This is a genomic window from Kluyvera intermedia (assembly GCF_021440345.1).
GTDB lineage: Bacteria > Pseudomonadota > Gammaproteobacteria > Enterobacterales > Enterobacteriaceae > Kluyvera > Kluyvera intermedia_A.
The window spans coordinates 1-24153 of record NZ_JAKCNS010000018.1 but is presented as its reverse complement, the minus strand read 5'-3'; the positions used below and the strand labels follow the sequence as shown (position 1 = coordinate 24153).

General features: G+C 56.9%; 21 protein-coding genes and 1 pseudogene. 12 read left to right on the top strand and 10 right to left on the bottom strand.

Annotation, left to right across the window (positions count from 1 at the left end):
* The first annotated feature begins 166 nt into the window (after positions 1 to 166).
* Positions 167 to 400 carry a hypothetical protein gene (locus LZ634_RS05930; RefSeq protein WP_234503042.1) on the top strand — a complete coding sequence of 78 codons (234 nt, stop codon included), beginning with the start codon at positions 167 to 169 and terminating at the stop codon, positions 398 to 400.
* 29 nt (positions 401 to 429) lie between these two features.
* Here LZ634_RS05930 and LZ634_RS05925 read toward each other — a convergent pair whose 3' ends face one another.
* The 4 genes from LZ634_RS05925 to mltB all read right to left on the bottom strand — a co-directional run bounded on the left by LZ634_RS05925 (position 430) and on the right by mltB (position 4154).
* Positions 430 to 1308 carry a metal ABC transporter substrate-binding protein gene (locus tag LZ634_RS05925; RefSeq protein WP_234503039.1) on the bottom strand — a complete coding sequence of 293 codons (879 nt, stop codon included), beginning with the start codon at positions 1306 to 1308 and terminating at the stop codon, positions 430 to 432.
* Positions 1309 to 1318: 10 nt separating this feature from the next.
* Positions 1319 to 2182: a metal ABC transporter permease gene (locus tag LZ634_RS05920; RefSeq protein WP_234503037.1), complete on the bottom strand. Its 864-nt coding sequence runs from the start codon at positions 2180 to 2182 to the stop codon at positions 1319 to 1321.
* A complete protein-coding gene (locus tag LZ634_RS05915) occupies positions 2179 to 2889 on the bottom strand; it encodes a metal ABC transporter ATP-binding protein (RefSeq protein ID WP_234503034.1) in 711 nt (236 codons plus the stop codon). The genes LZ634_RS05920 and LZ634_RS05915 overlap by 4 nt, the downstream gene beginning before the upstream one ends.
* A 194-nt stretch (positions 2890 to 3083) precedes the next feature.
* Positions 3084 to 4154, bottom strand: coding sequence for a lytic murein transglycosylase B (gene mltB / locus LZ634_RS05910; RefSeq protein ID WP_234503031.1), 1071 nt, complete (start codon positions 4152 to 4154; stop codon positions 3084 to 3086).
* A gap of 265 nt (positions 4155 to 4419) precedes the next feature.
* Here mltB and srlA point away from each other — a divergent pair, with 265 nt between their 5' ends.
* The 7 genes and pseudogenes from srlA to gutQ all read left to right on the top strand — a co-directional run bounded on the left by srlA (position 4420) and on the right by gutQ (position 9372).
* Entirely contained in the window at positions 4420 to 4983 is a 564-nt protein-coding gene (gene srlA / locus LZ634_RS05905) for a PTS glucitol/sorbitol transporter subunit IIC (protein ID WP_234503029.1), read from the top strand.
* Positions 4980 to 5941 (top strand): annotated as a pseudogene (locus LZ634_RS05900) (PTS glucitol/sorbitol transporter subunit IIB). Before srlA ends, LZ634_RS05900 begins: the two are co-directional and overlap by 4 nt.
* A gap of 11 nt (positions 5942 to 5952) precedes the next feature.
* Positions 5953 to 6315, top strand: coding sequence for a PTS glucitol/sorbitol transporter subunit IIA (gene srlB / locus LZ634_RS05895; protein WP_234503026.1), 363 nt, complete (start codon positions 5953 to 5955; stop codon positions 6313 to 6315).
* Positions 6316 to 6331: 16 nt separating this feature from the next.
* Positions 6332 to 7111: a sorbitol-6-phosphate dehydrogenase gene (gene srlD / locus LZ634_RS05890; protein ID WP_234503021.1), complete on the top strand. Its 780-nt coding sequence runs from the start codon at positions 6332 to 6334 to the stop codon at positions 7109 to 7111.
* 101 nt (positions 7112 to 7212) lie between these two features.
* Positions 7213 to 7569: a transcriptional regulator GutM gene (gene gutM / locus LZ634_RS05885; protein WP_234503149.1), complete on the top strand. Its 357-nt coding sequence runs from the start codon at positions 7213 to 7215 to the stop codon at positions 7567 to 7569.
* A gap of 71 nt (positions 7570 to 7640) precedes the next feature.
* Complete coding sequence (srlR, locus tag LZ634_RS05880) at positions 7641 to 8414, top strand: glucitol operon DNA-binding transcriptional repressor SrlR (RefSeq protein WP_234503018.1); 774 nt, start codon at positions 7641 to 7643, stop codon at positions 8412 to 8414.
* A complete protein-coding gene (gutQ, locus tag LZ634_RS05875; protein WP_234503015.1) occupies positions 8407 to 9372 on the top strand; it encodes an arabinose-5-phosphate isomerase GutQ in 966 nt (321 codons plus the stop codon). Before srlR ends, gutQ begins: the two co-directional genes overlap by 8 nt.
* On the opposite strand, the gene norR is transcribed toward gutQ, so the two are convergent.
* The gene (gene norR / locus LZ634_RS05870; RefSeq protein WP_234503012.1) at positions 9369 to 10895 is read right to left on the bottom strand and encodes a nitric oxide reductase transcriptional regulator NorR; all 1527 of its coding nucleotides are present in this window, start codon (positions 10893 to 10895) and stop codon (positions 9369 to 9371) included. The genes gutQ and norR overlap by 4 nt on opposite strands.
* A gap of 190 nt (positions 10896 to 11085) precedes the next feature.
* Here norR and norV point away from each other — a divergent pair, with 190 nt between their 5' ends.
* Together norV and norW are read left to right on the top strand one after the other, a co-directional pair.
* A complete protein-coding gene (gene norV, locus LZ634_RS05865; protein ID WP_234503010.1) occupies positions 11086 to 12534 on the top strand; it encodes an anaerobic nitric oxide reductase flavorubredoxin in 1449 nt (482 codons plus the stop codon).
* The gene (gene norW / locus LZ634_RS05860) at positions 12531 to 13664 is read left to right on the top strand and encodes an NADH:flavorubredoxin reductase NorW (protein ID WP_234503008.1); all 1134 of its coding nucleotides are present in this window, start codon (positions 12531 to 12533) and stop codon (positions 13662 to 13664) included. The genes norV and norW overlap by 4 nt, the downstream gene beginning before the upstream one ends.
* A 130-nt stretch (positions 13665 to 13794) precedes the next feature.
* Here norW and LZ634_RS05855 read toward each other — a convergent pair whose 3' ends face one another.
* The 5 genes from LZ634_RS05855 to LZ634_RS05835 form a co-directional block, all read right to left on the bottom strand.
* Complete coding sequence (locus LZ634_RS05855) at positions 13795 to 14811, bottom strand: HoxN/HupN/NixA family nickel/cobalt transporter (protein WP_061284453.1); 1017 nt, start codon at positions 14809 to 14811, stop codon at positions 13795 to 13797.
* 9 nt (positions 14812 to 14820) lie between these two features.
* On the bottom strand, positions 14821 to 17046 hold the full coding sequence (gene hypF / locus LZ634_RS05850; RefSeq protein WP_234503006.1) for a carbamoyltransferase HypF: 2226 nt from the start codon (positions 17044 to 17046) through the stop codon (positions 14821 to 14823).
* A 4-nt stretch (positions 17047 to 17050) separates the two neighbouring features.
* Positions 17051 to 19201: a formate dehydrogenase subunit alpha gene (gene fdhF / locus LZ634_RS05845; RefSeq protein WP_234503003.1), complete on the bottom strand. Its 2151-nt coding sequence runs from the start codon at positions 19199 to 19201 to the stop codon at positions 17051 to 17053.
* A 36-nt stretch (positions 19202 to 19237) separates the two neighbouring features.
* Positions 19238 to 19783, bottom strand: a complete 546-nt coding sequence (hydN, locus tag LZ634_RS05840) for an electron transport protein HydN (protein ID WP_052282200.1) — start codon at positions 19781 to 19783, stop codon at positions 19238 to 19240.
* A 145-nt stretch (positions 19784 to 19928) separates the two neighbouring features.
* A complete protein-coding gene (locus LZ634_RS05835) occupies positions 19929 to 20942 on the bottom strand; it encodes a LacI family DNA-binding transcriptional regulator (RefSeq protein ID WP_234503000.1) in 1014 nt (337 codons plus the stop codon).
* 264 nt (positions 20943 to 21206) lie between these two features.
* On the opposite strand from LZ634_RS05835, the gene ascF reads away from it, so the two are divergent.
* The gene (gene ascF / locus LZ634_RS05830; protein ID WP_234502997.1) at positions 21207 to 22664 is read left to right on the top strand and encodes a PTS cellobiose/arbutin/salicin transporter subunit IIBC; all 1458 of its coding nucleotides are present in this window, start codon (positions 21207 to 21209) and stop codon (positions 22662 to 22664) included.
* Positions 22665 to 22684: 20 nt separating this feature from the next.
* Positions 22685 to 24109 carry a 6-phospho-beta-glucosidase gene (locus LZ634_RS05825; protein ID WP_234502995.1) on the top strand — a complete coding sequence of 475 codons (1425 nt, stop codon included), beginning with the start codon at positions 22685 to 22687 and terminating at the stop codon, positions 24107 to 24109.
* Positions 24110 to 24153: the final 44 nt, after the last annotated feature.

Here is a 24153-nt window from a genome sequence, read left to right as displayed (position 1 = left end):
AAAGATAGCACTTTCAGGGGAGATATGGGGACGGGATAACAATTTTACGAGGGGGATTCAGAAAATGGCAACGGTGCGCTAATTCGACGTTTTCAGATAGCAGCCCGCTAGCGCGAGTGGCACAATCAGACGACACAAGGAAGGCTCCGCCATGAGGTTATCAGGAATGATTAGCACAGCTCCCAACACCACTACACTCAATAAGGCCATACGCCTACGCAACATTTTAATTGCCTGCGGTATCTGCATATTGCTGACCGTTGTCATGCATTTTTTCACCCGGCCATTCAATCTATTGTATGAAGGGATAGAAACCCTGCTCGGCATGAGCAGCCTGGTGATGGGTTTTAAGCAAAACAAAATCATCCATGCGCTACGCAATGAACCACACGGGCAATAGAAAACCGGCCCTTTTCGGGCCGGTTGTGCTTAGCGCATGCTGGCCGCGATCAGCTCAACGTTATGACGCAGCATTTTCACATAGCTATCCGCCACGCCACCCGGTTTCGACAGCGCTTCCGGATACAGTTCACCGCCCGGCCGGGAACCCGTCGCCGTGGCAATTTGCTTCACCAGGCGCGGATCGAGCTGGTTCTCCATAAACCAGGTGTGCACGCCGTCGGCTTTAATCTGCGAGATTAGCGCGGCCACCTGTGCGGCGCTGGCTTCGCTTTCCGATGACAGCCCCTGTGGAGCCAGGAAAGTCACACCGTAGGCACGAGAGAAATAGCCAAACGCATCGTGGCTGGTCAACACTTTACGCTTAGCCTGTGGGATGCCATCAAACTGTTTTTTTGCCCAGCCGTCCACCTCATTAAGCTGGCCGATATAGCGCTCACCGGAGGCTTTCAGCGTCGCGCTGTCCTGCGGGTCGGCTTTCACCAGCCCATTAAGGATATTCTGTGCATACAGCGCGCCGTTTGCCGCGCTATTCCATGCATGCGGGTCGGTCACTGCTTTACCGTCTTCATCCAGCATATGAGTCTTCACGCCGGTTGAAGCGACAACCAGCTCACCTTTAAATCCAGAAGCTTTGATCAACCGGTCCAGCCATCCCTCCAGACCCAGGCCATTCACCACCACTACATCCGCCTTGCTGAGTAGCGCGCTATCTTTAGGAGATGGTTCAAACGTGTGCGGGTCGCCGTCCGGGCCGACCAACGTATCCACATGTACGTGCTCCCCTCCCACCTGCTGCACCATATCGCCTAACACCGAAAAACTGCTGACGACGTTGAGCGTTTTTGCCATCGCCCCTTGTGCCACCAGGCCTAACGCCAGCGCCAGAATCATTCCACTACGTTTCATCACTTTCCCCTCATCCCATTAATTTTCGCCAGCCAACGGTCAGGCGGCTATGCGTGCCAAAAAATACCGAAACAAAAACGACGCCGCTGGCGGTAAGGACGATAGATGGCCCGGCGGGCAGATTCGCCGCCCACGACAGGCTCAATCCCAGCCACGCACATACGCTGCCAATCCCCGCCGCCAGTAGCAAAATAGTGGGCAACGTTCGCGCCCAGCAGCGCGCTGCGATGGCCGGCAGCATCATCACGCCCACCGCCATTAGCGTGCCCAACACCTGGAATCCGGCCACCAGATTCAATACCAATAGCGCCAGAAACAGGCCGTGCAGCGCCACCGGCAACCAACGAGCGTTAACCTGCAGCCAGTCGCTGTCGAACGCTTCACTCACCAGCCCACGGTAAAACAGAGCGATGCAGATAAGCGTCAGGCTGGCGACTCCCGCCACGAACAGCGCCGCGTCGTTATCCACCGCCAGAATCGAACCGAACAGCAGATGCAGGAGATCGACGCTGGAACCGCGCAGTGAAACCAGCGTGACGCCCAGCGCCAGCGATCCAAGATAGAAACCGGCAAAGCTGGCGTCCTCTTTGAGCGGGGTACGTCGGCTCACCCACCCTGCCACCAACGCGACAACGATCCCGGCGATAAACCCGCCAACGGTCATTGCTAATAGCGACATCCCGTTCACCAGATAGCCCACCGCCACGCCGGGCAAAATTGCGTGCGACAGCGCATCGCCCATCAGACTCATCCGCCGCAGCAGCAAAAAGACGCCGAGGATCGTGGTACTTAAAGAAAGCGCCAGGCAAACCACCAGCGCCCGGCGCATAAAACCGAACTCAATAAACGGTTGAAAAAAGGTATGCCAGATCATGCCTGCCTCGCGGATTGAAAGGCCGGAAGAACTTCAGCCGTATGTCCCCAACAGGCATGGTTCGGCGTCAGCAGCAGCGTCTCCGGGAAATACTCGGCCACGCGCTTGTTGTCATGCAGAACCGCAAGGACGGTTTGCCCTTGTTGATGCATTTCCTGTATCACGCCCATCAGGTCGCGGCTGGTCGCTTCGTCGATACCGGTAAAAGGTTCATCGAGCATCACCAGCGGCGCTTGCTGCACCAGCACGCGGGCAAAGAGCATGCGTTGAAACTGGCCGCCGGAAAGCGCTTCTATTGGCGCTTTCGCAAGCGCAGCCAGCCCCACCCGCACCAGCGCTGCACGAATACGCTCGCGGACATCGCTGCGCAGACCGCGCAACAGCGAGACCTGCGGCCACGCCCCCTGGCTCACCACATCCAGCACCGTCAGTGGAAACTGCGACTCCAGCGAGTGTCGCTGCGCCAGCCAGCCGATGACCGGCCGCGACGGCATCCAGCGGACAACGCCGCTGACCGGAGGAATAAAACCAGCGAGCGTTTTTAATAAAGTGGATTTGCCGCAGCCGTTCAGGCCAACAATCGCCGTCATACTGCCTTTGGGGATCACGCCGCTCAGGGATGGTGTAATCGCCATCCCTTCATAGCCCGCCACCAGATTATCCAGTTCGATCATGGCAGCACTACCGCCCACCAGACCGCTAACCACAGCAGCAATAGCAGTGCGCAGGCCAGCGCCAGCCGGGTCACAGCAGACGCCATAAAAACAGGAGTAAACATCTTCGCCTCTAAATTAAATGTTATAACATAACAATATGAGATTAACGCGAAGATGTAAACGGCAGGAAATGATGCAAAATGTAACTGGCATCTCTCCGGGCGGAGAGATGCCGAAGGAAGGATTTACTGTCCGCGAGCCTGAGACACCGACAGCCCCAGCTGCCAGACGGCCATCGCGTAGTGGGTACTGTGGTTGTAGCGGGTGATGGTGTAGAAGTTTGGCAGACCGTACCAGTACTGGTATCCGGTACCCACATCCAGACGTAGCAGGCTCGCCTGCTGGTGATTGCCCAGCGACTGCATCGGCGTTAAACCGGCCGCAGCCAACTGCGAAACGCTGTATTTGGTTTTAAAGCCGTTATCCAGCCCCGGCGCCTGGCCCATCGCCTGCACCGCAACCGTATCACCACTCACCCAGCCGTGCTGTTTGAAATAGTTAGCCACGCTGCCAATCGCATCTTCCGGATCCCACAGGTTGATGTGACCGTCGCCGTTGAAATCCACCGCATACTGCTTATAAGACGACGGCATAAACTGGCCGTAGCCCATCGCTCCCGCGAAAGAACCTTTCAGATCCAGCGGGTCATCTTTTTCATCACGCGCCATCAGCAGGAACGTTTCCAGTTCACCGGAGAAGTACTCCGCGCGGCGCGGATAGTTGAAGGAGAGCGTCGCCAGCGCGTCGAGAATGCGCGTTTTGCCCATTACGCGGCCCCAGCGCGTTTCTACACCGATAATCCCGACGATAATTTCCGGCGGTACGCCATAAACCTGCTGAGCACGCTGCAATGCAGCCTGATACTGGTTCCAGAACGCCACGCCGTTCTGCACGTTATCCGGGGTAATAAACTGTTTACGATAGCGCAGCCAGGCGCCATTTGGGCCAGTCGGCGGCAGGCCGGTCGGCGCCTGTTTGTCCATCAGGCGCAAAACGTAATCCAGACGTTTGGCCTGCGAGAGGATTTCGTGCAGCTGCTGCCGGTCAAATCCGTGCTTGCTCACCATCTTATCGATGAACTGCTCTGCCGCCGGGTTATTGGCAAAATCACCGGTCGGAATCAACGCATTATGCTGGGGTTCAAGGAGAAAACCGCCGGAAGTAGTTGCCGGTGATTCAGCCGTTTTCGGCTTGCTGCTACAGGCAGCGAGCAGGACACACAGAGGGAGTAAAGCCAGAACACGACGCTTCAACATGAGACTTCCATTTAACAATATCAGCAAGAGTTAAATATGGTAAAGCATCCGCTGCCACACAAGGAAGCGGTTGTCGTTCCTCCTCGCAGAATTTCTCATTCCCCTTCTTCTTTTTCTCATGTAAGTGCGATGCGCATCGTGAAAACTTTCACAATAAAATATTTATCTTTCAAATTGAGATCAAAATAACACTTTAAAACCTTTCGATCTGATTAAAATGATTCACATCTGGAAAGATAACGATAATTCACTACAGGAGAAAACAATGATCGAAACCATTACACATGGTGCGGAGTGGTTCATCGGGCTATTCCAAAAAGGCGGAGAGGTGTTCACCGGGATGGTGGCTGGCATTATTCCCCTATTGATTAGTCTGCTGGTCATCATGAATGCGCTGATTCATTTTATCGGCCAGCAACGTATTGAATATTTTGCTCAGCGCTGCGCTGGCAACCCCGTATCCCGCTACCTGCTGCTGCCTTGCATTGGTACGTTCGTGTTTTGTAACCCAATGACCCTAAGCCTGGGCCGCTTTATGCCGGAGAAATACAAGCCGAGCTACTACGCCGCTGCATCCTACAGCTGTCATTCGATGAACGGTTTATTCCCCCACATCAACCCAGGTGAGCTTTTTGTTTATCTGGGAATTGCCAGCGGCCTGACAACGCTGGGGCTTCCTCTTGGCCCGCTAGCCGTGAGCTATCTGCTACTCGGTCTGGTAACTAACTTCTTCCGCGGCTGGGTGACCGATCTCACCACCTCTATTTTCGAGAAAAAAATGGGTATCCAACTTGAGCAGAAAGTCAGTCTGGCGGGAGCTACATCATGACACGCATCCGAATTGAAAAAGGCGCTGGCGGCTGGGGAGGCCCACTTGAGCTGGACGTCATCGACGGCAAGAAAATTGTCTATATCACCGCGGGCACTCGCCCAGCTATCGTCGACAAACTGGCGCAGTTAACGGGCTGGCAAGCGGTAGATGGTTTTAAGGAAGGCGAACCGCCGGAGTCGGAGATCGGCATCGCTATCATCGACTGTGGCGGTACGCTGCGCTGCGGAATCTATCCCAAGCGACGTATTCCGACCATCAATATTCACTCAACTGGGAAATCCGGACCGCTGGCACAGTACATCGTGGAGGACATTTACGTCTCCGGGGTGAGAGAACAAAACATCAGCGTCGTTAGCGGGTCCTCAGAAACCCCGCGCCCCGCAAAAGCCAAGGCCGGGCGCGAATACGACGCCAGCAAGAAGATAACCGAACAAAGCGATGGCCTATTGGCAAAGGTCGGTATGGGCATGGGTTCCGCCGTTGCGGTGCTCTTTCAGGCCGGACGCGACACCATCGATACGGTGCTGAAAACCATTCTGCCATTCATGGCATTTGTCTCAGCGCTTATCGGCATCATTATGGCCTCTGGCCTTGGTGACTGGATTGCCCATGGTCTGGCGCCGCTTGCCAGCCATCCGCTGGGATTAGTCACGCTGGCACTCATCTGTTCCTTCCCACTGCTATCGCCATTCCTCGGCCCTGGCGCGGTCATCGCTCAGGTTATCGGCGTGCTAATTGGCGTACAGATTGGCATGGGCAATATTCCCCCCCATCTGGCGCTTCCAGCGCTGTTTGCGATTAACGCCCAGGCCGCATGCGATTTTGCTTATCGCTGGCGGAAGCCCGTCAGGATACCGTCCGTGTCGGCGTCCCATCGGTGCTGGTGAGCCGCTTCCTGACCGGCGCGCCAACCGTGCTCATCGCCTGGTTTGTTTCCGGCTTTATTTATCAATAAGAGATCCCGATATGACCGTGATTTATCAGACAACTATTACCCGCATTGGTCAGAACGCACCGGATGCATTGGATGACCAAATGCTGATTACCTTCCGTGAAGGAGCACCAGCGGATATCGAAGATTTTTGCTTTCTCCACTGTCACGGAGAACTCAAGGGTCATCTGCAACCCGGTGCACAGTTTGAACTCGGCGAACAACGCTATCCGGTCACTGCGGTAGGCAGCGTGGTAGAGGAAAATCTGCGAGAACTGGGGCATATCACCGTGTGCTTTGACGCAATGATCGAAGCGAAATTTCCCGGCACCGTACACGTTGCGGGGCCGGTACCGAGCACTATCGTGCCGGGCTGTACTTTGAAGTTTATGGCTTAAATTTAAGGAGAGAAAAATGAATCAGGTTGCCGTTGTCATTGGTGGAGGCCAAACCCTCGGGGCATTCCTCTGCCGTGGGCTTGCCGCAGAGGGATACCGCGTGGCGATCGTCGATATCCAGAGCGATAAAGCCGCAAACGTCGCGCAGGAAATTAACAGTGAATTTGGTGAGGGTAAGGCATACGGCTTTGGCGCTGATGCCACCAGTGAACAGAGCGTTCTGGCACTGTCACGCGGAGTCGATGAGATTTTTGGCCGCGCCGATCTGCTGGTCTACAGCGCGGGCATTGCCAAAGCGGCGTTCATCAGCGATTTCCAACTCGGCGATTTCGACCGTTCACTACAGGTTAATTTGGTGGGCTACTTCCTGTGCGCTCGAGAGTTCTCCCGGCTGATGATCCGCGACGGTATTGAGGGACGCATTATCCAGATCAACTCAAAATCCGGCAAAGTGGGTAGCAAACACAACTCCGGCTACAGTGCCGCAAAATTTGGCGGTGTGGGCTTAACGCAATCGCTGGCATTAGACCTGGCTGAGTATGGGATTACCGTCCATTCTCTGATGCTCGGGAACCTCCTTAAATCCCCTATGTTCCAGTCTTTACTACCGCAGTATGCGACCAAGCTCGGCCTCAAGACTGACGAAGTGGAACAGTATTACATTGATAAAGTGCCGCTTAAGCGCGGCTGCGACTATCAGGATGTACTGAATATGCTGCTGTTCTACGCCAGCCACAAAGCTTCCTACTGCACCGGACAATCGATCAACGTCACCGGCGGCCAGGTTATGTTCTAAGAGAAGTCATGTTCGATGGCGCTGCGCCAGGAAACCTGCCGATACCGCATCCTGTATCGGCCAGAAAGGCGCAGCGGTCATCTGACAACCAGGAGTTCGATATGATCTCAGCACTGATTACCGTCGCCATTATTGCCTGGTGCGCGCAGCTGGCTTTGGGAGGTTGGCAAATTTATCGTTTTAATCGTGCATTCGATAAGCTCTGCCAGTTTGGGCGAGTCGGCGTAGGACGCTCCGGTGGCCGTTTTAAACCGCGCGTTATCGTCGCCATTGCACTTGATGAGCAACTGCATGTCGCAGACACGCTCTTTATGAAAGGGCTTACCGTGTTTGCCAAGCCGACTAAAATTGCCACCATATTGGGCAAACATATTGATGAATTACAGCCTGATGTGATCTTTCCCCATGATCCGCTATTGCAGAATGCTCTATCATTAGCGCTTAAACTGAAACATTGATAATTTCGTTGTGAATGCTATTAGCTTGCGAAGTTATCATTTCGATAATTTAATTCAGGGTAATCGCATCTATGAAACCTCGTCAGCGCCAGGCCGCCATCTTAGAGCACCTGCAAAAACAGGGGAAATGCTCGGTCGAAGAACTTGCCCTGCACTTCGACACCACTGGCACCACCATCCGCAAAGACCTGGTCATTCTGGAAGATGCCGGAACCGTCATTCGTACCTACGGGGGCGTGGTGTTGAATAAAGATGAATCCGACCCGCCAATCGATCATAAAACGCTGATTAATACCCGTAAAAAAGAGCTGATCGCCGAGGCCGCCATCGACTTTATTCATGATGGTGACTCAATCATTCTTGATGCCGGAAGCACCGTTTTGCAGATGGTGCCAATGCTGGCCCGCTTTCGTAACATCACCGTGATGACCAACAGCCTGCATATTGTTAACGCGCTTGCAGAGCTGGATAACGAGCAGACAATCCTGATGCCCGGCGGGACTTTCCGCAAAAAATCGGCGTCATTTCACGGACAGCTGGCAGAAAATGCCTTCGCGCAGTTCAGTTTTGATAAACTCTTCATGGGCACCGATGGTATCGATCTTAACGCCGGAGTGACCACTTTTAACGAGGTCTATACCGTCAGTAAAGCGATGTGCAACGCCGCTCGCGAAGTGATTCTGATGGCAGACTCATCAAAATTCGGACGTAAAAGCCCTAATGTGGTGTGCAGTCTGGAAAGCGTCGATAAATTGATTACCGATGCAGGTATCGATCCAGCGTTTCGTCAGGCGCTGGAAGAAAAAGGGATTGAAGTAATCATAACCGGAGAAAGCAATGAGTGATGCACTACTAAATGCGGGCCGTCAGACATTGATGCTGGAATTACAAGAAGCCAGCCGTCTGCCGGAGCGTTTGGGCGATGATTTTGTTCGCGCAGCCAAAACCATTATCCACTGTGATGGCAAAGTGATTGTCTCCGGTATGGGTAAATCAGGTCATATCGGCAAGAAAATAGCCGCCACGCTCGCCAGCACCGGCACCCCAGCCTTTTTTGTTCACCCGGCAGAAGCGCTGCACGGTGACTTAGGGATGGTAGAAAGCCGCGACGTGATGCTGTTTATCTCCTACTCCGGCGGCGCGAAAGAACTTGATCACATCATTCCCCGCCTGAAAGAGAAATCCGTCGTGCTGCTGGCGATGACCGGCAAAGCCAACTCTCCGCTAGCGCTGGCGGCTGACGCCGTGCTGGATATTGCCGTCGAACGTGAAGCCTGTCCGATGCACCTTGCCCCAACGTCCAGCACCGTCAACACGCTGATGATGGGTGACGCGCTGGCTATCGCCGTAATGCAGGCTCGTGGTTTCAACGAAGAAGATTTTGCCCGCTCGCATCCCGCCGGGGCGCTTGGCGCACGCCTGTTAAACCGCGTGCATCATCTGATGCGCCAGGATGTCGATACCCCACAGGTGAGCATCCACGCCAGCGTTATGGATGCAATGCTTGAACTCAGCCGTACCGGGATGGGGATGGTCGCGGTCTGCGACGATCAGTCTCAGGTGCAAGGCGTCTTTACCGACGGCGACCTGCGTCGCTGGCTCGTCGGCGGCGGCACGCTGGCTGATATTGTGACTGATGCGATGACCAAAGGCGGCGTGACGCTTAACGATCAGGCGCGCGCTATTGATGCCAAAGAACAGCTGATGAAGCTGAAAATCAGCGCCGCTCCGGTGGTCGATGAACACCACCGTCTGGTCGGCGCCATCAATTTACACAACTTCTACCAGGCCGGAATTCTTTAATCCTTCAGCCCCAGACGTTTCGCCAGCCGGTGCAGGTTGGCGACGTCTGTCTCCAGCGCCCGCGCGCTCGCCGCCCAATTATGCTGATGCGTTTCCAGCGCGTTGCGAATCATCTCCCGCTGAAAATGCTCCGTAGCGTCACGCAGATTGTTGACCGCCGCGATAGGCGTTGACGCAGGCATTTCGGCAACCGCCGTACTCATTGCCCCTTCCTGGAACGCAAAGTGCTGTACCTCCAGCACCACTTCTCCGCTGCTGCGGGCCGCCCGCGCCAGAACCACCGCACGGTGCACCGCATGTTCCAGCTCGCGCACATTTCCCGGCCAGCCGTAGTTTTGCAGATGCACCCGCGCGGCCGTGCTTAGCACCACACGCGACAGCCCCAGGCGCAGCCGACACTGCTCGCAGAAATAGCCCGCCAGCAGCACCACGTCGTCACCACGTTCGCGCAGCGGCGGCACAAACAGCGGGAATACGCTCAGACGATGGAACAGGTCAGCGCGGAAATTACCCGCCAGCACTTCATCACGCAGGTCGCGGTTGGTAGCAGCCAGCACCCGCACGTCCACGCGCAGGCTGCGATCGTCACCCACGCGCTGAATATCGCCATATTGCAAAACGCGCAGCAGCTTGGCCTGCAGGGCCAGCGACAGTTCGCCGATTTCATCGAGGAACAGCGTCCCGTTATCCGCCATTTCAAACTTGCCGCTACGGTTGCTGATGGCACCGGTAAAGGCGCCCTTCACGTGACCAAACAGCTCGCTTTCGGCGACGCTTTCCGGCAGCGCGGCGCAGTTCAGGTACACCAGCGGGCTAACCGCGCGCGGCGAACCTTCGTGAATCGCTTTCGCCACCAGCTCTTTGCCGGTGCCGGTTTCACCGCTAATCAGCACGTTCAAATCAGAGGCTGCGACAATCTCAATCTCTTTTTTCAGCTGCATCATGCCCGGCGACAAGCCAATCATCTGTGTCTCTTTGACCTGTTCAAAGTCACTCGCCGAACCGGGCAGCATGTTCTGACTTTCCAGCTGTTCTATCAGCAGCGCATTGCTCAGCGCTCCCGCCGCCAGCGCGGCAATCAGCCGCAGCTCTTCATCGCTGAACACGTCGAACTGGTCCGGCGACATGCCGTCGAGGGTCAGCGCGCCAATTAAATTTTGTCCGGCAAACAGCGGCAGGCCGATACAGGCGTGGACTTTTAAGCTCTCCTGGCCGGGAATCAGGCCATCGTAGGGGTCGGGCAAATCGCTATCCGCCGGGAAGCGAACCACATCACCGGCGCGGGCGATAGCCTCCAGACGCGGATGCCCTTCCAGCGTGAAGCGTCTGCCGAGAACATCTTTGGCCAGCCCATCAATCGCCAGCGGAATAAACTGCCGCGCGTCATAGCGCAGCAGCGCCGACGCATCGCACTCCAGCACCTGACGCAGCGTGGTGATCAGCCGCTGAAAACGGTCCTGATGACCGACACCGCGTTGTAATTCAATGGCGATGCCTGCCAGCACGTCTACGGAAAAGCTCATGGCAACCTCACAGTCATTTTGACAATGCATGATGTCATATTGACAATATTTAGCATAGTCATTTTGACTAACAACAAAGAGGTATAAATTATTAATATTATATAAATCAATAAATTAAAAAGTTGGCACGCAGCCTGCAATAAGCAAAACATCTTTTTTGAAAAACGCTGAATTAATTATTGAGGTTGCTATGTCTATTCTGGTTAAAAATAACATTCATTGGGTTGGCCAACGTGACTGGGAAGTTCGTGATTTCCACGGCACCGAATATAAAACACTGCGCGGCAGCAGCTACAACAGCTACCTTATTCGTGAAGAGAAAAACGTCCTGATCGACACCGTCGACCATAAGTTCAGCCGCGAATTCGTGCAAAACCTGCGCGGCGAAATCGACCTCGCAGACATTGACTACATCATCATTAACCACGCGGAAGAAGACCACGCGGGTGCGCTGACCGAACTGATGGCGCAGATCCCGGACACGCCAATCTACTGCACCGCCAACGCCATTGACTCCATCAACGGCCATCACCATCACCCGGAATGGAACTTCCACGTGGTGAAAACCGGCGACTCGCTGGATATTGGCAACGGCAAACAGCTGATCTTCGTTGAAACGCCAATGCTGCACTGGCCAGACAGCATGATGACCTACATGACCGGCGATGCGGTTCTGTTCAGTAACGACGCCTTCGGCCAGCACTACTGCGACGAACGCCTGTTCAACGATGAAGTTGACCAAACCGAACTGTTTGAACAGTGCCAGCGCTACTACGCCAACATTCTGACGCCGTTCAGCCGCCTGGTGACGCCAAAAATCACCGAGATCCTCGGCTTTAACCTGCCGGTCGATATGATTGCCACCTCGCACGGCGTGGTATGGCGTGAAAACCCAACCCAGATCGTTGAGCTGTACCTGAAATGGGCCGCCGACTATCAGGAAGACCGCATCACCGTCTTCTACGACACCATGTCCAACAACACCCGCATGATGGCGGACGCGATTGCTCAGGGCATCAACGAAGTTGACCCGAACGTGGCGGTGAAAATCTTCAACGTCGCCCGCAGCGATAAAAATGAAATCCTGACCAACGTGTTCCGCTCAAAAGGCGTGCTGGTCGGCACCTCAACCATGAACAACGTGATGATGCCGAAAATCGCCGGCCTGGTCGAAGAGATGACCGGCCTGCGCTTTCGTAATAAACGCGCCAGTGCCTTTGGCTCCCACGGCTGGAGCGGCGGCGCGGTAGACCGTCTGTCCACCCGTCTGCAGGATGCCGGTTTTGAAATGTCGCTGAGCCTGAAAGCCAAATGGCGCCCGGATCTCGATGCGCTGGAAGTCTGTCGCCAGCACGGCCGTGAAATTGCCCGCCAGTGGGCGCTGGCACCGCTGCCGGAAGCGACGGCGAAAACTGACTCAGCAAAAGACGACTGCGCCTGTGCCGCAGCGGCAGCCGCCGACCTTGGCCCAAGCATGCAGTGCAGCGTTTGCCAGTGGGTATACGACCCAGCAAAAGGTGAACCGAACCAGGACGTCCAGCCAGGTACACCGTGGAGTGAAGTCCCGGATAACTTCCTGTGCCCGGAATGCTCGTTAGGCAAAGATGTCTTCGACGTGATGGCAACGGAGGCAAAATGAATCATGGCATCGTGATCGTTGGCTCGGGCTTCGCCGCCCGCCAACTGGTGAAAAATATCCGTAAGCAGGATATGAGCGTCAAATTGACGCTCATCGCCGCCGACAGTATCGACGAATACAACAAACCGGACTTAAGCCACGTGGTCAGTCGCGGGCAAACCGCGGCCGACCTCACCCTGCAAACCGCCGGTGAGTTCGCCGAACAGTACAACCTGAATCTGTTTCCGCAGACCTGGGTGACCGGAATCGACGCCGAGGCGCACGTGGTCAAAAGCCAAAACCACGAATGGCACTACGACAAACTGGTCCTGGCGACCGGTGCGTCAGCCATCGTGCCGCCGGTACCGGGCAAAGAGCTGATGCTGACCCTCAACAGCCAGCAGGAGTTTGGCGCGGCGCAAAGTACGCTGCGCGATGCTAAACGGGTGCTGATTATCGGCGGCGGTTTGATTGGTAGCGAGCTGGCGATGGACTTCTGCCGCGCCGGCAAAGCGGTCACCGTGGTGGATAACTCGGCCAGCGTGCTGGCTTCGCTCATGCCGCCAGAGGTGAGCAGCCGTCTGCAGCATCGTCTGACCGATATGGGCATTCACCTGCTGCTGAAAAGCCAGCTGCAGGGGCTGGAGCAGACGACGACCGGTATTCGCGCAAGCTTTGACCGCGACCGCCACGTGGAAGTCGATGCGGTGGTTGCCGCCACCGGCCTGCGCCCGGAAACGGCGCTGGCGCGGATGGCGGGTCTGGAGATTAACCGCGGCGTAAAAGTCGATAGCACGCTGCAAACCAGCCATCCGGATATCTATGCGCTGGGTGACTGCGCCGAGATCAACGGCGCGGTGATGCCATTCCTGCAGCCCATCTTGATGAGCGCCATGTGTCTGGCAAAAAATCTGCTCGGCCAGTCCGGCGAGCTGAAGCTGCCGAATATGCTGGTGAAGGTGAAAACGCCGGATCTGCCGCTGCACCTGGCGGGGGAAACCCGCCGTCAGGATCTGAGCTGGACTATTGAGACACGCGCCGACGGTATGCTGGCGCAAGGCTACGACCAAAACCAGCAGCTACGGGCTTTCGTGGTTAGCGAAGAAAGAATGAAAGAGGCCTTTGGCTTGTTGAAGTCGTTGGTCAGTTAATCGGTAAACGCTTTGTCCACTGTTTGATTTAACCTCATGCGCAAGGAAGCGCAAAAGTCGCATGCTTGCCCCGCTGCCCCGGGGCTTTTTTTTGCCTGACGTTGGGCGGGCGCTCGCCCAGACGCAATTTTTAACGCACCACCAGCGCGTCATAGTTGCGCCAACGGTAGTTGACCATCGACACTAGCCAGCACAGCGCAAACAGGCCAATCACCACAAAACCGGCGTTACCAAGATTATCGCTCAGCAGCGCCACGTCGCTCCACAGCCCGCCGGTTAAGGCAAACTTATCCATAATCAGCCCCAGCGCTTCCAGCCCGCCGATAAACAGTGCCACCACCACCGAGGCTCCGGTGATGGTCATATTGTAATAGAGCTTACGCTGCGGCTTATTGAACGCCCAACCGTAGGCGCCAACCATCAGGATATTATCGAGGGTATCCACCAGCGCCATACCGCTGGCAAACAGCGCGGGGAAGACCATAATCGACCACATCGACATCCCGCTGGAAGCGCTGGCCGCCGAGATCCCCAGCACGCCGATTTCGGTGGCGGTATCAAAACCCAGACCGAACAGAAAACCCACCAGGTACATATGCCAGCTTTTGCCAATCAGGCGGAAGGTACGACTAAACAGCGCGCTCATCAGCCCACCGGCAACCGGTGCGTCCGTATCGATGCGCTGCCCTTTTTTCAGCGCCTGGAAACTGCGCCACACGCTGCGCAGGATAATCAGGTTCACCAGCGCCATCGCCAGCAGGAATATCGCCGACACCGCGGTGCCAATAATGCTGCCGGTGTCGTGGAACCAGCTCATCTTATGCTGGAAGGCGGTCGCCGTGGCGGCAATGGCCACCGATGCCAGCACCACAATCGACGAGTGTCCCAGCGAGAACCAGGCACCGACGCCGAACGGGCGCTTGCCCTGCTGCATCATTTTGCGGGTGACGTTATCAATCGCCGCAATGTGGTCAGCATCCACCGCATGGCGCAGGCCGTAGCCCCACGCCAGCAGGCTGGCGGCCATCAGCGCGCCGTTATGACCAAATGCCTGCCACGCCCAGCCCCAGGCCAATAAATTCGCCAGCAGCAAAACCAGCACCAGCAGCGATGCACGCGGCTGCTGGCGAAGCGCATTGAACAACATGAGAACTCCTTACGCCTGAGCTCGGGCAGCGGCGATCACCGCCTGCCCGAATGAAATCGCCCCATCACCGGCGGGTAAACGCTTCGGAAAGAGCAACGTGAAATCGGATAAATAGTGCGAAAGCCGGGCGCGCAGCAGCGCGTTGTGCAGCACGCCGCCGCCAAAGGCGAGCGTAGAAATACCGGCCTGCTGCGCATGTGCCCGCATCATATCGGCCACACCGCGCGCCAGCGCATCGTGAAACGCCCACGCTTTTTCGGCGGGCGCGGCCTGCCAGCTTAGCCAGCGTTGCCAGAAGGTCGCCAGATCCAGCTGATTGCCGACAACCGGCATCGTTACCGGGTGCGCCACGCTATGACTGGTGGCGGCAAGTGCCTCAAGACGACAGGCCGCCTCCCCTTCATAGCTCAGCGTTTCCGGCGCGCAGCCCAGCGCGCAGGCGACTGCGTCAAACAGACGGCCGCAGGAAGAGGCGCGCGGGCTGTTTATTCCACGCGAAATCGCCTGCGCCAGCAGCGGCCAGTTGTGGTGCTGCACGCTTTGAGTTTCGGCGAAAGCCTGCCAGTCCGGCACAAACGCCAGGCACTGTGTCAGCAGATTGCGCCACGGCTGTCGCGCCGCCAGATCGCCGCCCGGCAGCGCCACCGCCGGCAGCCCGCCGAGATGTTCGCAGTGGCGATAGCTCACGCGCAGGCACTCGCCGCCCCATAAAGCACCAGACTCCCCCATGCCAATACCGTCGAGCGCCATCGCAATCACTTCGCCGCCGTCCAGCGGCCAATCGTGCTCGGCAAGACAGGCGGCAATGTGCGCGTGGTGATGCAGCACGCGCTGGACGGGCGGACCGCTGGCCAGCGCCCATTGCGATGAGCGATAGCCGTCATGAAAATCGGCTACCACGGCCTGCGGGGTAAAGTCGTAAATCGCCTGCATCAGGCGCAGCGCCTGCTGCCATTGGCTTTCCACGCCGTCATCGGTCAGGTCGCCAAAGTGCTGGCTGACCACCGCCTGGTCGCCACGCGCCAGACAGAAGGTATTTTTCATATCTGCGCCGAGGCATAGCGTTGGCGGCACATCGTGAAAACCCGGAGGCAGCGGCAGCGCGTCCGGCACATAGCCGCGGGAACGGCGCAGCATTTCGCCGCTCTGGCGTACCACCGAATCATCCATACGCTGGACGATATCGCGATTGTGCAGCAGAAAACCGTCGGCAATATCGGCGAGATCGTGTTGCGCCTGCTGATTGGTCAACGCCGGTGGTTTGCCACTCAGGTTGCCGGAAGTCATCACCAGCGGGCGCCCCAGCGCCTGCATCAGCAAATGTTGAAGCGGGTTGGCAGGGAGCATCACGCCCACTTCAGCCAGATCTGGCGCAATCCCGGCGCACAGGCCGGGCAGCTGATTTTTAGCCACCAGCACAATCGGTGCGGCGGGGGTGGTTAAGAGCGACGCGGCCTCCAGCGGCAGCGCGTCGGCAGTGGGCACCATCACCGCCAGCGGTTTGGCCGGGCGATGTTTACGGGCGCGAAGCGTAGCCACCGCCTGCGAATTCTCCGCGTCGCAGGCCAGATGGAAACCGCCAATGCCTTTCACGGCGACGATCCCACCCGCGTCCAGCATGGCGACAGCGGCCTGCAGCGCCGCTTCTTTTTGCAGTTTTTGCTCAGCACTTTGCCACATGAGCCACGGGCCGCATTCAGCACAGGCCACCGGCTGGGCGTGAAAACGTCGGTCGTAAGGATTGCGGTATTCTGCCTCGCAGCTTTTACACAGCGGGAACGCCGCCATCACCGTCAGCGGCCGGTCGTACGGCATGGCGTTGATGATGGTAAAGCGCGGCCCGCAGTGGGTGCAGTTGATAAACGGATAGCGGTAGCGACGCTCTCCGGGGTCGTTCATCTCCGCGAGACAGGCGGGGCACGTTGCCGCGTCGGGGACAATTTGCGTACTCATCGCCCCCGCGCCGCTCTCGCGAATCACAAAATCGGTAGGGATCGTCGGCCAGTCATAGGGCTCGACGTGGGTACTATCAATGCGCGCAAGCGGCGGGCAGTGCTGATACAGCGCGGCGATAAAGTCCACCTCATCACCGTACAGTCGCAGCAGCACGCCGGCGCTGTCATTACAGACATCGCCAAGACGCTCGCGCCGTTTCGCCTGTTGCCAGACAAAGGGGCGAAAACCCACCCCCTGAACTTTGCCGCAGATGCGGATCTGCACACCGTTTGCACGCATTTGTTTACCCGAGCGCCGCCACTTTCAGACGCGTTTTCATCGACTGATAGCTTTCTTGCGCATAGTTTTCGGCCCAGCGCTGATCGTCAATCGCTTCAACCTTCACCGCGCAATACTTGGTTTCCGGCGTTTTCGAGATAGGATCGAGGTTATCCTGGGTCAGTTCGTTGCAGGCACCAATCCACCATTGGTAGGTCATGTACACGCTGCCGTGGTTGATACGTTCGCTGACGTTGGCGCGGCTAATCACTTTGCCACGACGCGAAGAGACCCACACCAGCTGCTGGTCGCGGATGTTCAGCAGTTGCGCATCCGTTGGGTTTATCTGCACAAAGCCGGGTTCATCAGCCAGCGATTGCAGCGCCGCGCAGTTACCGGTCATTGAACGACAGGAGTAGTGGCCCACTTCGCGCACGGTGCAGAGCACCAGCGGGAAATCCGCATCCGGGATTTCAGCCGGTGCGCGCCACGGTGCGGCAAACAGATGGCCCTTGCCGTCCGGCGTCGCAAACTGGTTGTCTTCATACAGATACTGGGTACCCGGATGGTCGAGCGTCGGACACGGCCACTGCACATGGCCCATATCACCCATTTTCTCGTAGGTGACGCCGTAGAACAGCGGGCACAGCTCGCGCATTTCGTCCCAGATTTGCTGGTTGTCGTCGTAATGCATTGGGTAGCCCATTTCGCGGGCCAGCAGGCTGATGATTTCCCAGTCGCGCTTCACGTTGTAGGTCGGTTCGATGGCCTTTTCAAAACGCTGGAAGCCGCGGTCGGCGCAGGTAAAGACGCCGCCATGTTCGCCCCATGAGGTGGCTGGTAGCAGCACGTCCGCCTGCTCGGCGGTTTTGGTCATAAAGATGTCCTGCACCACCACGAAGTCGAGGGCTTCAAACCCTTTGCGCACCAGCCCTAAATCAGCCTCGGTTTGCAGCGGGTCTTCGCCCATGATGTAGTAGGCTTTCACCTTCCCTTCCAGCGCCAGATGCGGCACTTCGGTGATCCGCACGCCGACTTTGTCGTCCATCAGGCTGGCATCAATCCCCCACGCGTGGGCAAACTTCTCGCGTACGGCAGGGTCAACCACGTCCTGATAGCCTGGGAACTGGTTCGGCAGCACGCCCATATCGCATGCCCCCTGGACGTTGTTTTGCCCGCGCACCGGGCCAACGCCGACGTTTTCACGCCCGAGATTGCCGGTCAACAACGCCAAGCTTGCCAGCCCTTTCACCACGTCAACCGCCTGGCCAAACTGAGTGACGCCCATGCCCCACATAATGGTGGCGGACGGTGCAGCGGCGTAGGTGCGCATGGCTTGACGCACCTGCTGCGCCGGGATACCGGTCAGATGTTCTACCGCTTCCGGGGCGTAGTCTTTGACCACTTCGCGCATCTCATCAAGCCCGGTAGTAAAACGAGATACGTACTCCTGGTCGTAGAGATTTTCTTCCAGCAGCACATGGGCGAAGGCGTTCACCAGCGCCATATTGCTGCCGTTGCGCATTTGCAGATGCTGGTCGGCGATACGCGCGGTTTCAATGCGCCGCGGGTCGCAGACGATAATTTTGGCCCCTTTGTCTTTAGCTTTAATGACGCGACGCGCCACGATCGGGTGCGAATCCGCACAGTTGTAGCCAAAGACCAGCAGGCAGCGCGAGTTTTCGATATCGCCAATGCTGTTACTCATCGCGCCGTTGCCCAGTACATCCTGCAACCCCGCCACCGACGGGCCGTGGCACACGCGCGCACAGCAGTCGACGTTGTTGGTATGCAGCACACCGCGGGCAAATTTTTGCATCACATAGTTGGTTTCATTGCCGGTGCCGCGCGATGACCCGGTGGTCATAATCGCGCGCGGCCCGAATTTGGCTTTGATATCGCCAAGACGCTTCGCGGTGTAGCGAATCGCCTCATCCCAGCTCACGGGAGTGAATTTGCCGCCCTTTTCATAGCGGATCATCGGCTGTGTTAATCGTGGCGTCAGCAGCTTGGTATCGTTAAGGAAGTCCCAGCCGTAGTAGCCTTTCAGACACAGTTCGTTTTGGTTGGTTTGGCCGTCAGCGGCCTCAGCACGGATAATTTTACCGTTATCGACAACCAGCTTCAGCTTGCAACCCGCGCCACAGTAAGGGCATACACTCGTGATTTTTTTCATCAGTAACAGACCTGTTAAAAGAGAAATTAAGGGATTTTAGAAAGAGATCGACGTCGCCACGTCCAGCGCGGTACGACGGCGCTTCTCAGCGCTCAGCTGTTCGAGCTTGTCGCGGTCAACGCAGAACAGCGCGTGGGTCGGGCAGGCTTCCATACAGGCCGGGCCGGCTTCGCGGTGGAAGCACAGATCGCACTTGTTGGCTTCTGCTTTCTCCGCACGAATTTTCAGTCCGGAACCACTGTTACGCACAACGGGACGCACCACCACTTCCATCGCGCCGTACGGGCACGCCACGACGCAGGTTTTACAGCCAATGCAGCGTTCCTGCATGACGTGAATAAAACCTTTGTCGCGGATAATCGCGCCGTTCGGGCAGACGTTGGCGCACGGGGCGTCTTCGCACTGGCGACAAGCGGTGGCGGTGGACACATCCATCCCTTTAATAACGTGGATACGCGGCAGGAAAGATTGTGGCGTCAGGGCTGCGCAGTCCTGATCTTCCTGGTGGGAAACCACACATGCGACTTCGCATGTCCGGCAGCCAATACATTTACTCGCATCAGCAATGATGAAACGGTTCATCAACTTCTCCAGCAATGACAATGAATTGTGCGGGAGAATGCATTAATCGAGCCAACTTTTATTAAGCTGATTATTAAGGATATTTTTTGGCGGTAACGGCAGGAATGGCTGTCATCGACATTAATGACGATGACAGCTGACGAAATTAGGCGTGCGGGCCTGAGACTATCGAATCGCGTTCGATAAGCTCGCCGGGGAAGGTTTGTTGATACTTAAAGTCACCGCCGTCGAGCATAAAAATAAGCCGGTTGATGGTCTCTTTAATCATCTCGGTGACCGGGATACGCACGCTGGATAGCGCCGGAATCATATAGGGCGCCAGCGCAATATCATCGAAGCCAATCACCGACACCTGCTGCGGAACGCTGACGCCATGGGCGTGAAGCTGCTTGATGGCCCCGACCGCCATATCGTCGTTGCTGGCAACCAGCGCGCTAAAGCTGGCCTGACGCTCACGCAGCGTATCCACGCCGGCCGCGCCGGTGGCCGGGGTCCATTTTCCTTCGACAATCAGTTCGTCACGTAGCGCAATACCGTGCTTTGTCAGGGCATCTTTGTAGCCGGAAAGACGCTCAATACCGGTCGGTGAATCCAGCGAACCGGTGATAAAAGCGATATCGCGATGGCCGCGGGCAATAAGTTTTTCCACCGCCTGCTGGCTGGCCGATTTCTGATCGCAATAGACGCAGTGGCTGCTGTTGCGCCGGAGCCGACGGTTAATCACCAGCACCGGCTGTTGCTGCTGTTGAATAATATCGTCAATTTCGTCGACGCTTAAAAAGCGCGGATAAATAATGATGCCGTCGCAGCGCAGGTCGAGCAGATACTGAATCGCCTCGCGTTCTTCCTGCGCGCTGTGTTTACCATCGGCCAGAATCAGCCGCCGCCCCTGCGCTTCGGTCATGCTCGCCGCGTGAAACAGCAGCTCGCTGAAGTAGACGCCGTGGTACAGCGTGTTGGTCACCACCAGCCCCAGCGTTTGGGTCTTTTTGGTCGCCAGATTGCGCGCCAGCAAATTCGGCCGATAGCCGCTTTCTTCTATCGCCAGAAACACCCGGTCTTTGGTCTCCTGGCTCACGTAGCCGTTTCCCGACAGCACCCGGGAGACGGTGGCTTTCGAGACGCCCGCCCGTCGTGCCACCTCCAGCATCGTCGTCATGATAGATATCCTTGAAAAATCATTTGCCCGCAGTGTACTTCACCGTTTGGTGATTTTCAGCAACTGCGGAAAACACGGAAAGTCAGTACCGAAGGGTTTGTGTGATCGGTTTCACGAATAAATTAAAAACAAATTTTAACTCTTGAGATCGCAAAATAAACACATGATGATTATGTGGAACCGGTTTCCTATACAGCGTTTCATTGCGCCTCATTCCCGGCAATGGACGAAAAGTACCCTACTGATAAAACAGGATAAAATCCGATGTCTAAAAATTATGCGGCTCTGGCGCAATCCGTCGTCGGCGCGCTGGGCGGGGTGGATAACATCACCGCCGTCACCCACTGCATGACCCGTCTGCGCTTCGTGCTGAAAGACGATACGCTGGTGGATAGCGCGACCCTCAAAGGCATCAGCGGCGTGATGGGCGTGGTACGTAACGACAATCAGTGCCAGGTGATTATCGGCAATACCGTCTCGCAAGCTTTCCGTGAAGTGGTGAGCCTGCTGCCGGGCGATATGCAGCCTGCCGCGCCGGTTGGGAAACCGAAACTCACCTTAAAACGCATCGGCGCCGGGATCCTCGACGCGCTGATCGGCACCATGTCGCCGCTGATCCCCGCCATTATCGGCGGATCGATGGTCAAACTGCTGGCGATGATCCTCGAGATGACCGGCGTGCTGCCAAAAGGTGCCCCGACGCTCACCATCCTGACGGTGATTGGCGACGGTGCATTCTTCTTCCTGCCGCTGATGGTCGCCGCTTCTGCGGCGGTTAAATTCAAAACCAACATGTCGCTGGCTATCGCTATCGCCGGGGTGCTGGTGCACCCGAGCTTTATCGAGCTGATGGCCAAAGCCGCGCAGGGTGAGCACGTTGAGTTCGCCTATATTCCGGTGACCGCGGTGAAATACACCTACACGGTGATCCCGGCGCTGGTGATGACCTGGTGTCTGTCATACATCGAGCGTTGGGTGGATAAAATCACCCCGGCGGTCACCAAAAACTTCCTCAAACCGATGCTGATTGTGCTGATTGCCGCGCCGCTGGCGATCCTGCTGATCGGCCCTATCGGTATCTGGATCGGTAGCGCTATCTCCGCGCTGGTGTACACCATCCACGGCTATCTCGGCTGGCTGTCCGTCGCCATTATGGGCGCGCTGTGGCCGCTGCTGGTGATGACCGGGATGCACCGCGTCTTTACCCCTACCATCATTCAGACCATCGCCGAAACCGGCAAAGAAGGGATGGTAATGCCGTCAGAAATTGGCGCCAACCTGTCGCTCGGCGGCTCGTCGCTGGCGGTGGCCTGGAAAACCAAAAACCCGGAGCTGCGTCAGACTGCACTGGCCGCAGCCGCGTCCGCCATTCTGGCCGGTATTTCTGAGCCTGCGCTGTACGGTGTCGCCATTCGTCTGAAGCGCCCGCTGATTGCCAGCCTAATTAGCGGCTTTATCTGTGGCGGTATCGCCGGTGCAGCCGGTCTTGCCAGCCATTCAATGGCCGCACCAGGCCTGTTTACCAGCGTGCAGTTCTTCGACCCGTCAAATCCGATGACTATCGTCTGGGTCTTCGGCGTGATGGCGCTGGCGGTGGTGCTGTCCTTCGTGCTGACGCTGATTCTGGGCTTTGAAGATATTCCGCTTGAGGACGCCGCCGCCGACGCGCGCAAGCGTCAGGCCACTCAGCCAGCGGGCAACACGGCCACACAAATTTCCTGATTTTTTAAGCGAGGTAACGCATGTCGACATTTCCGCAAGGCTTTCTCTGGGGCGGCGCGCTAGCCGCCAACCAGGCCGAAGGGGCCTATCTTGAGGGCGGCAAAGGTCTGACCACCGTGGATATGATCCCCCACGGAATCAACCGCCTGCCGGTTAAACTCGGCCAGGAGAAGCGCTTTGCGCTACGTGACGATGAGTTCTACCCGAGCCATCAAGCGATCGATTTCTATCATCGCTACAAAGAGGATATTGCCCTGATGGCCGAGATGGGGTTTAGCGTATTTCGCACCTCCATCGCCTGGAGCCGCCTGTATCCAAATGGCGATGAGCTGACGCCAAACGAAGAAGGCATCGCCTTCTATCGTGACCTGTTCCGCGAATGCAAAAAGTACGGCATTGAGCCGCTGGTGACTCTCTGCCACTTCGACGTGCCGATGCATCTGGTCACCGAGTATGGCTCGTGGCGCAATCGCAAAATGGTGGCGTTTTTCACCCGCTATGCGCGGACCTGCTTTGAGGCCTTCGACGGGCTGGTGAAATACTGGCTGACCTTCAACGAAATCAACATCATGCTGCACAGCCCGTTCTCCGGCGCGGGGCTGGTGTTTGAAGAGGGCGAGAATCAGGATCAGGTGAAGTATCAGGCGGCGCACCACGAACTGGTGGCGAGCGCGCTGGCGACCCAAATCGCCCATGAGGTGAACCCGCAAAACCAGGTGGGCTGTATGCTGGCGGGCGGTAATTTCTACCCGTATTCCTGCAAGCCGGAAGACGTGTGGGCGGCACTGGAGAAAGACCGCGAGAATCTGTTCTTTATCGACGTGCAGGCGCGCGGCGCTTATCCGGCCTATTCCGCGCGGGTGTTCCGCGAGAAAGGCGTGACCATCGCCAAAGAGCCGGGTGATGACGAGGCGCTGAAGCATACCGTCGATTTCGTGTCGTTTAGCTACTACGCCTCGCGCTGCGCGTCGGCGGAGATGAACGCCAATAATACCAACGTGGCGAATATCGTTAAGTCACTGAAAAACCCCTATATCGAGGCCAGCGAATGGGGCTGGGGTATCGACCCGCTGGGTCTGCGCATCACCATGAACATGATGTACGACCGCTACCAGAAGCCGCTGTTCCTGGTAGAAAACGGCCTGGGTGCAAAAGACGTGGTGAATGCCAACGGGCAAATTGACGACGATTACCGCATCAGCTACCTGCGCGAGCACATCCGCGCCATGGGCGACGCCATTGAGGATGGTATTCCGGTGATGGGCTACACCACCTGGGGCTGCATTGACCTGGTGGCTGCGTCAACCGGCGAGATGAGTAAACGCTATGGCTTTGTCTACGTCGACCGCGACGACGCGGGCAACGGTACGCTGGCGCGCACGCGCAAGAAATCGTTCTGGTGGTATAAAAAAGTGATTGCCAGCAACGGCGAAGATTTAGCGTAGGAGCCCGTTTTCCCCTCACCCTAACCCTCTCCCCAAAGGGGCGA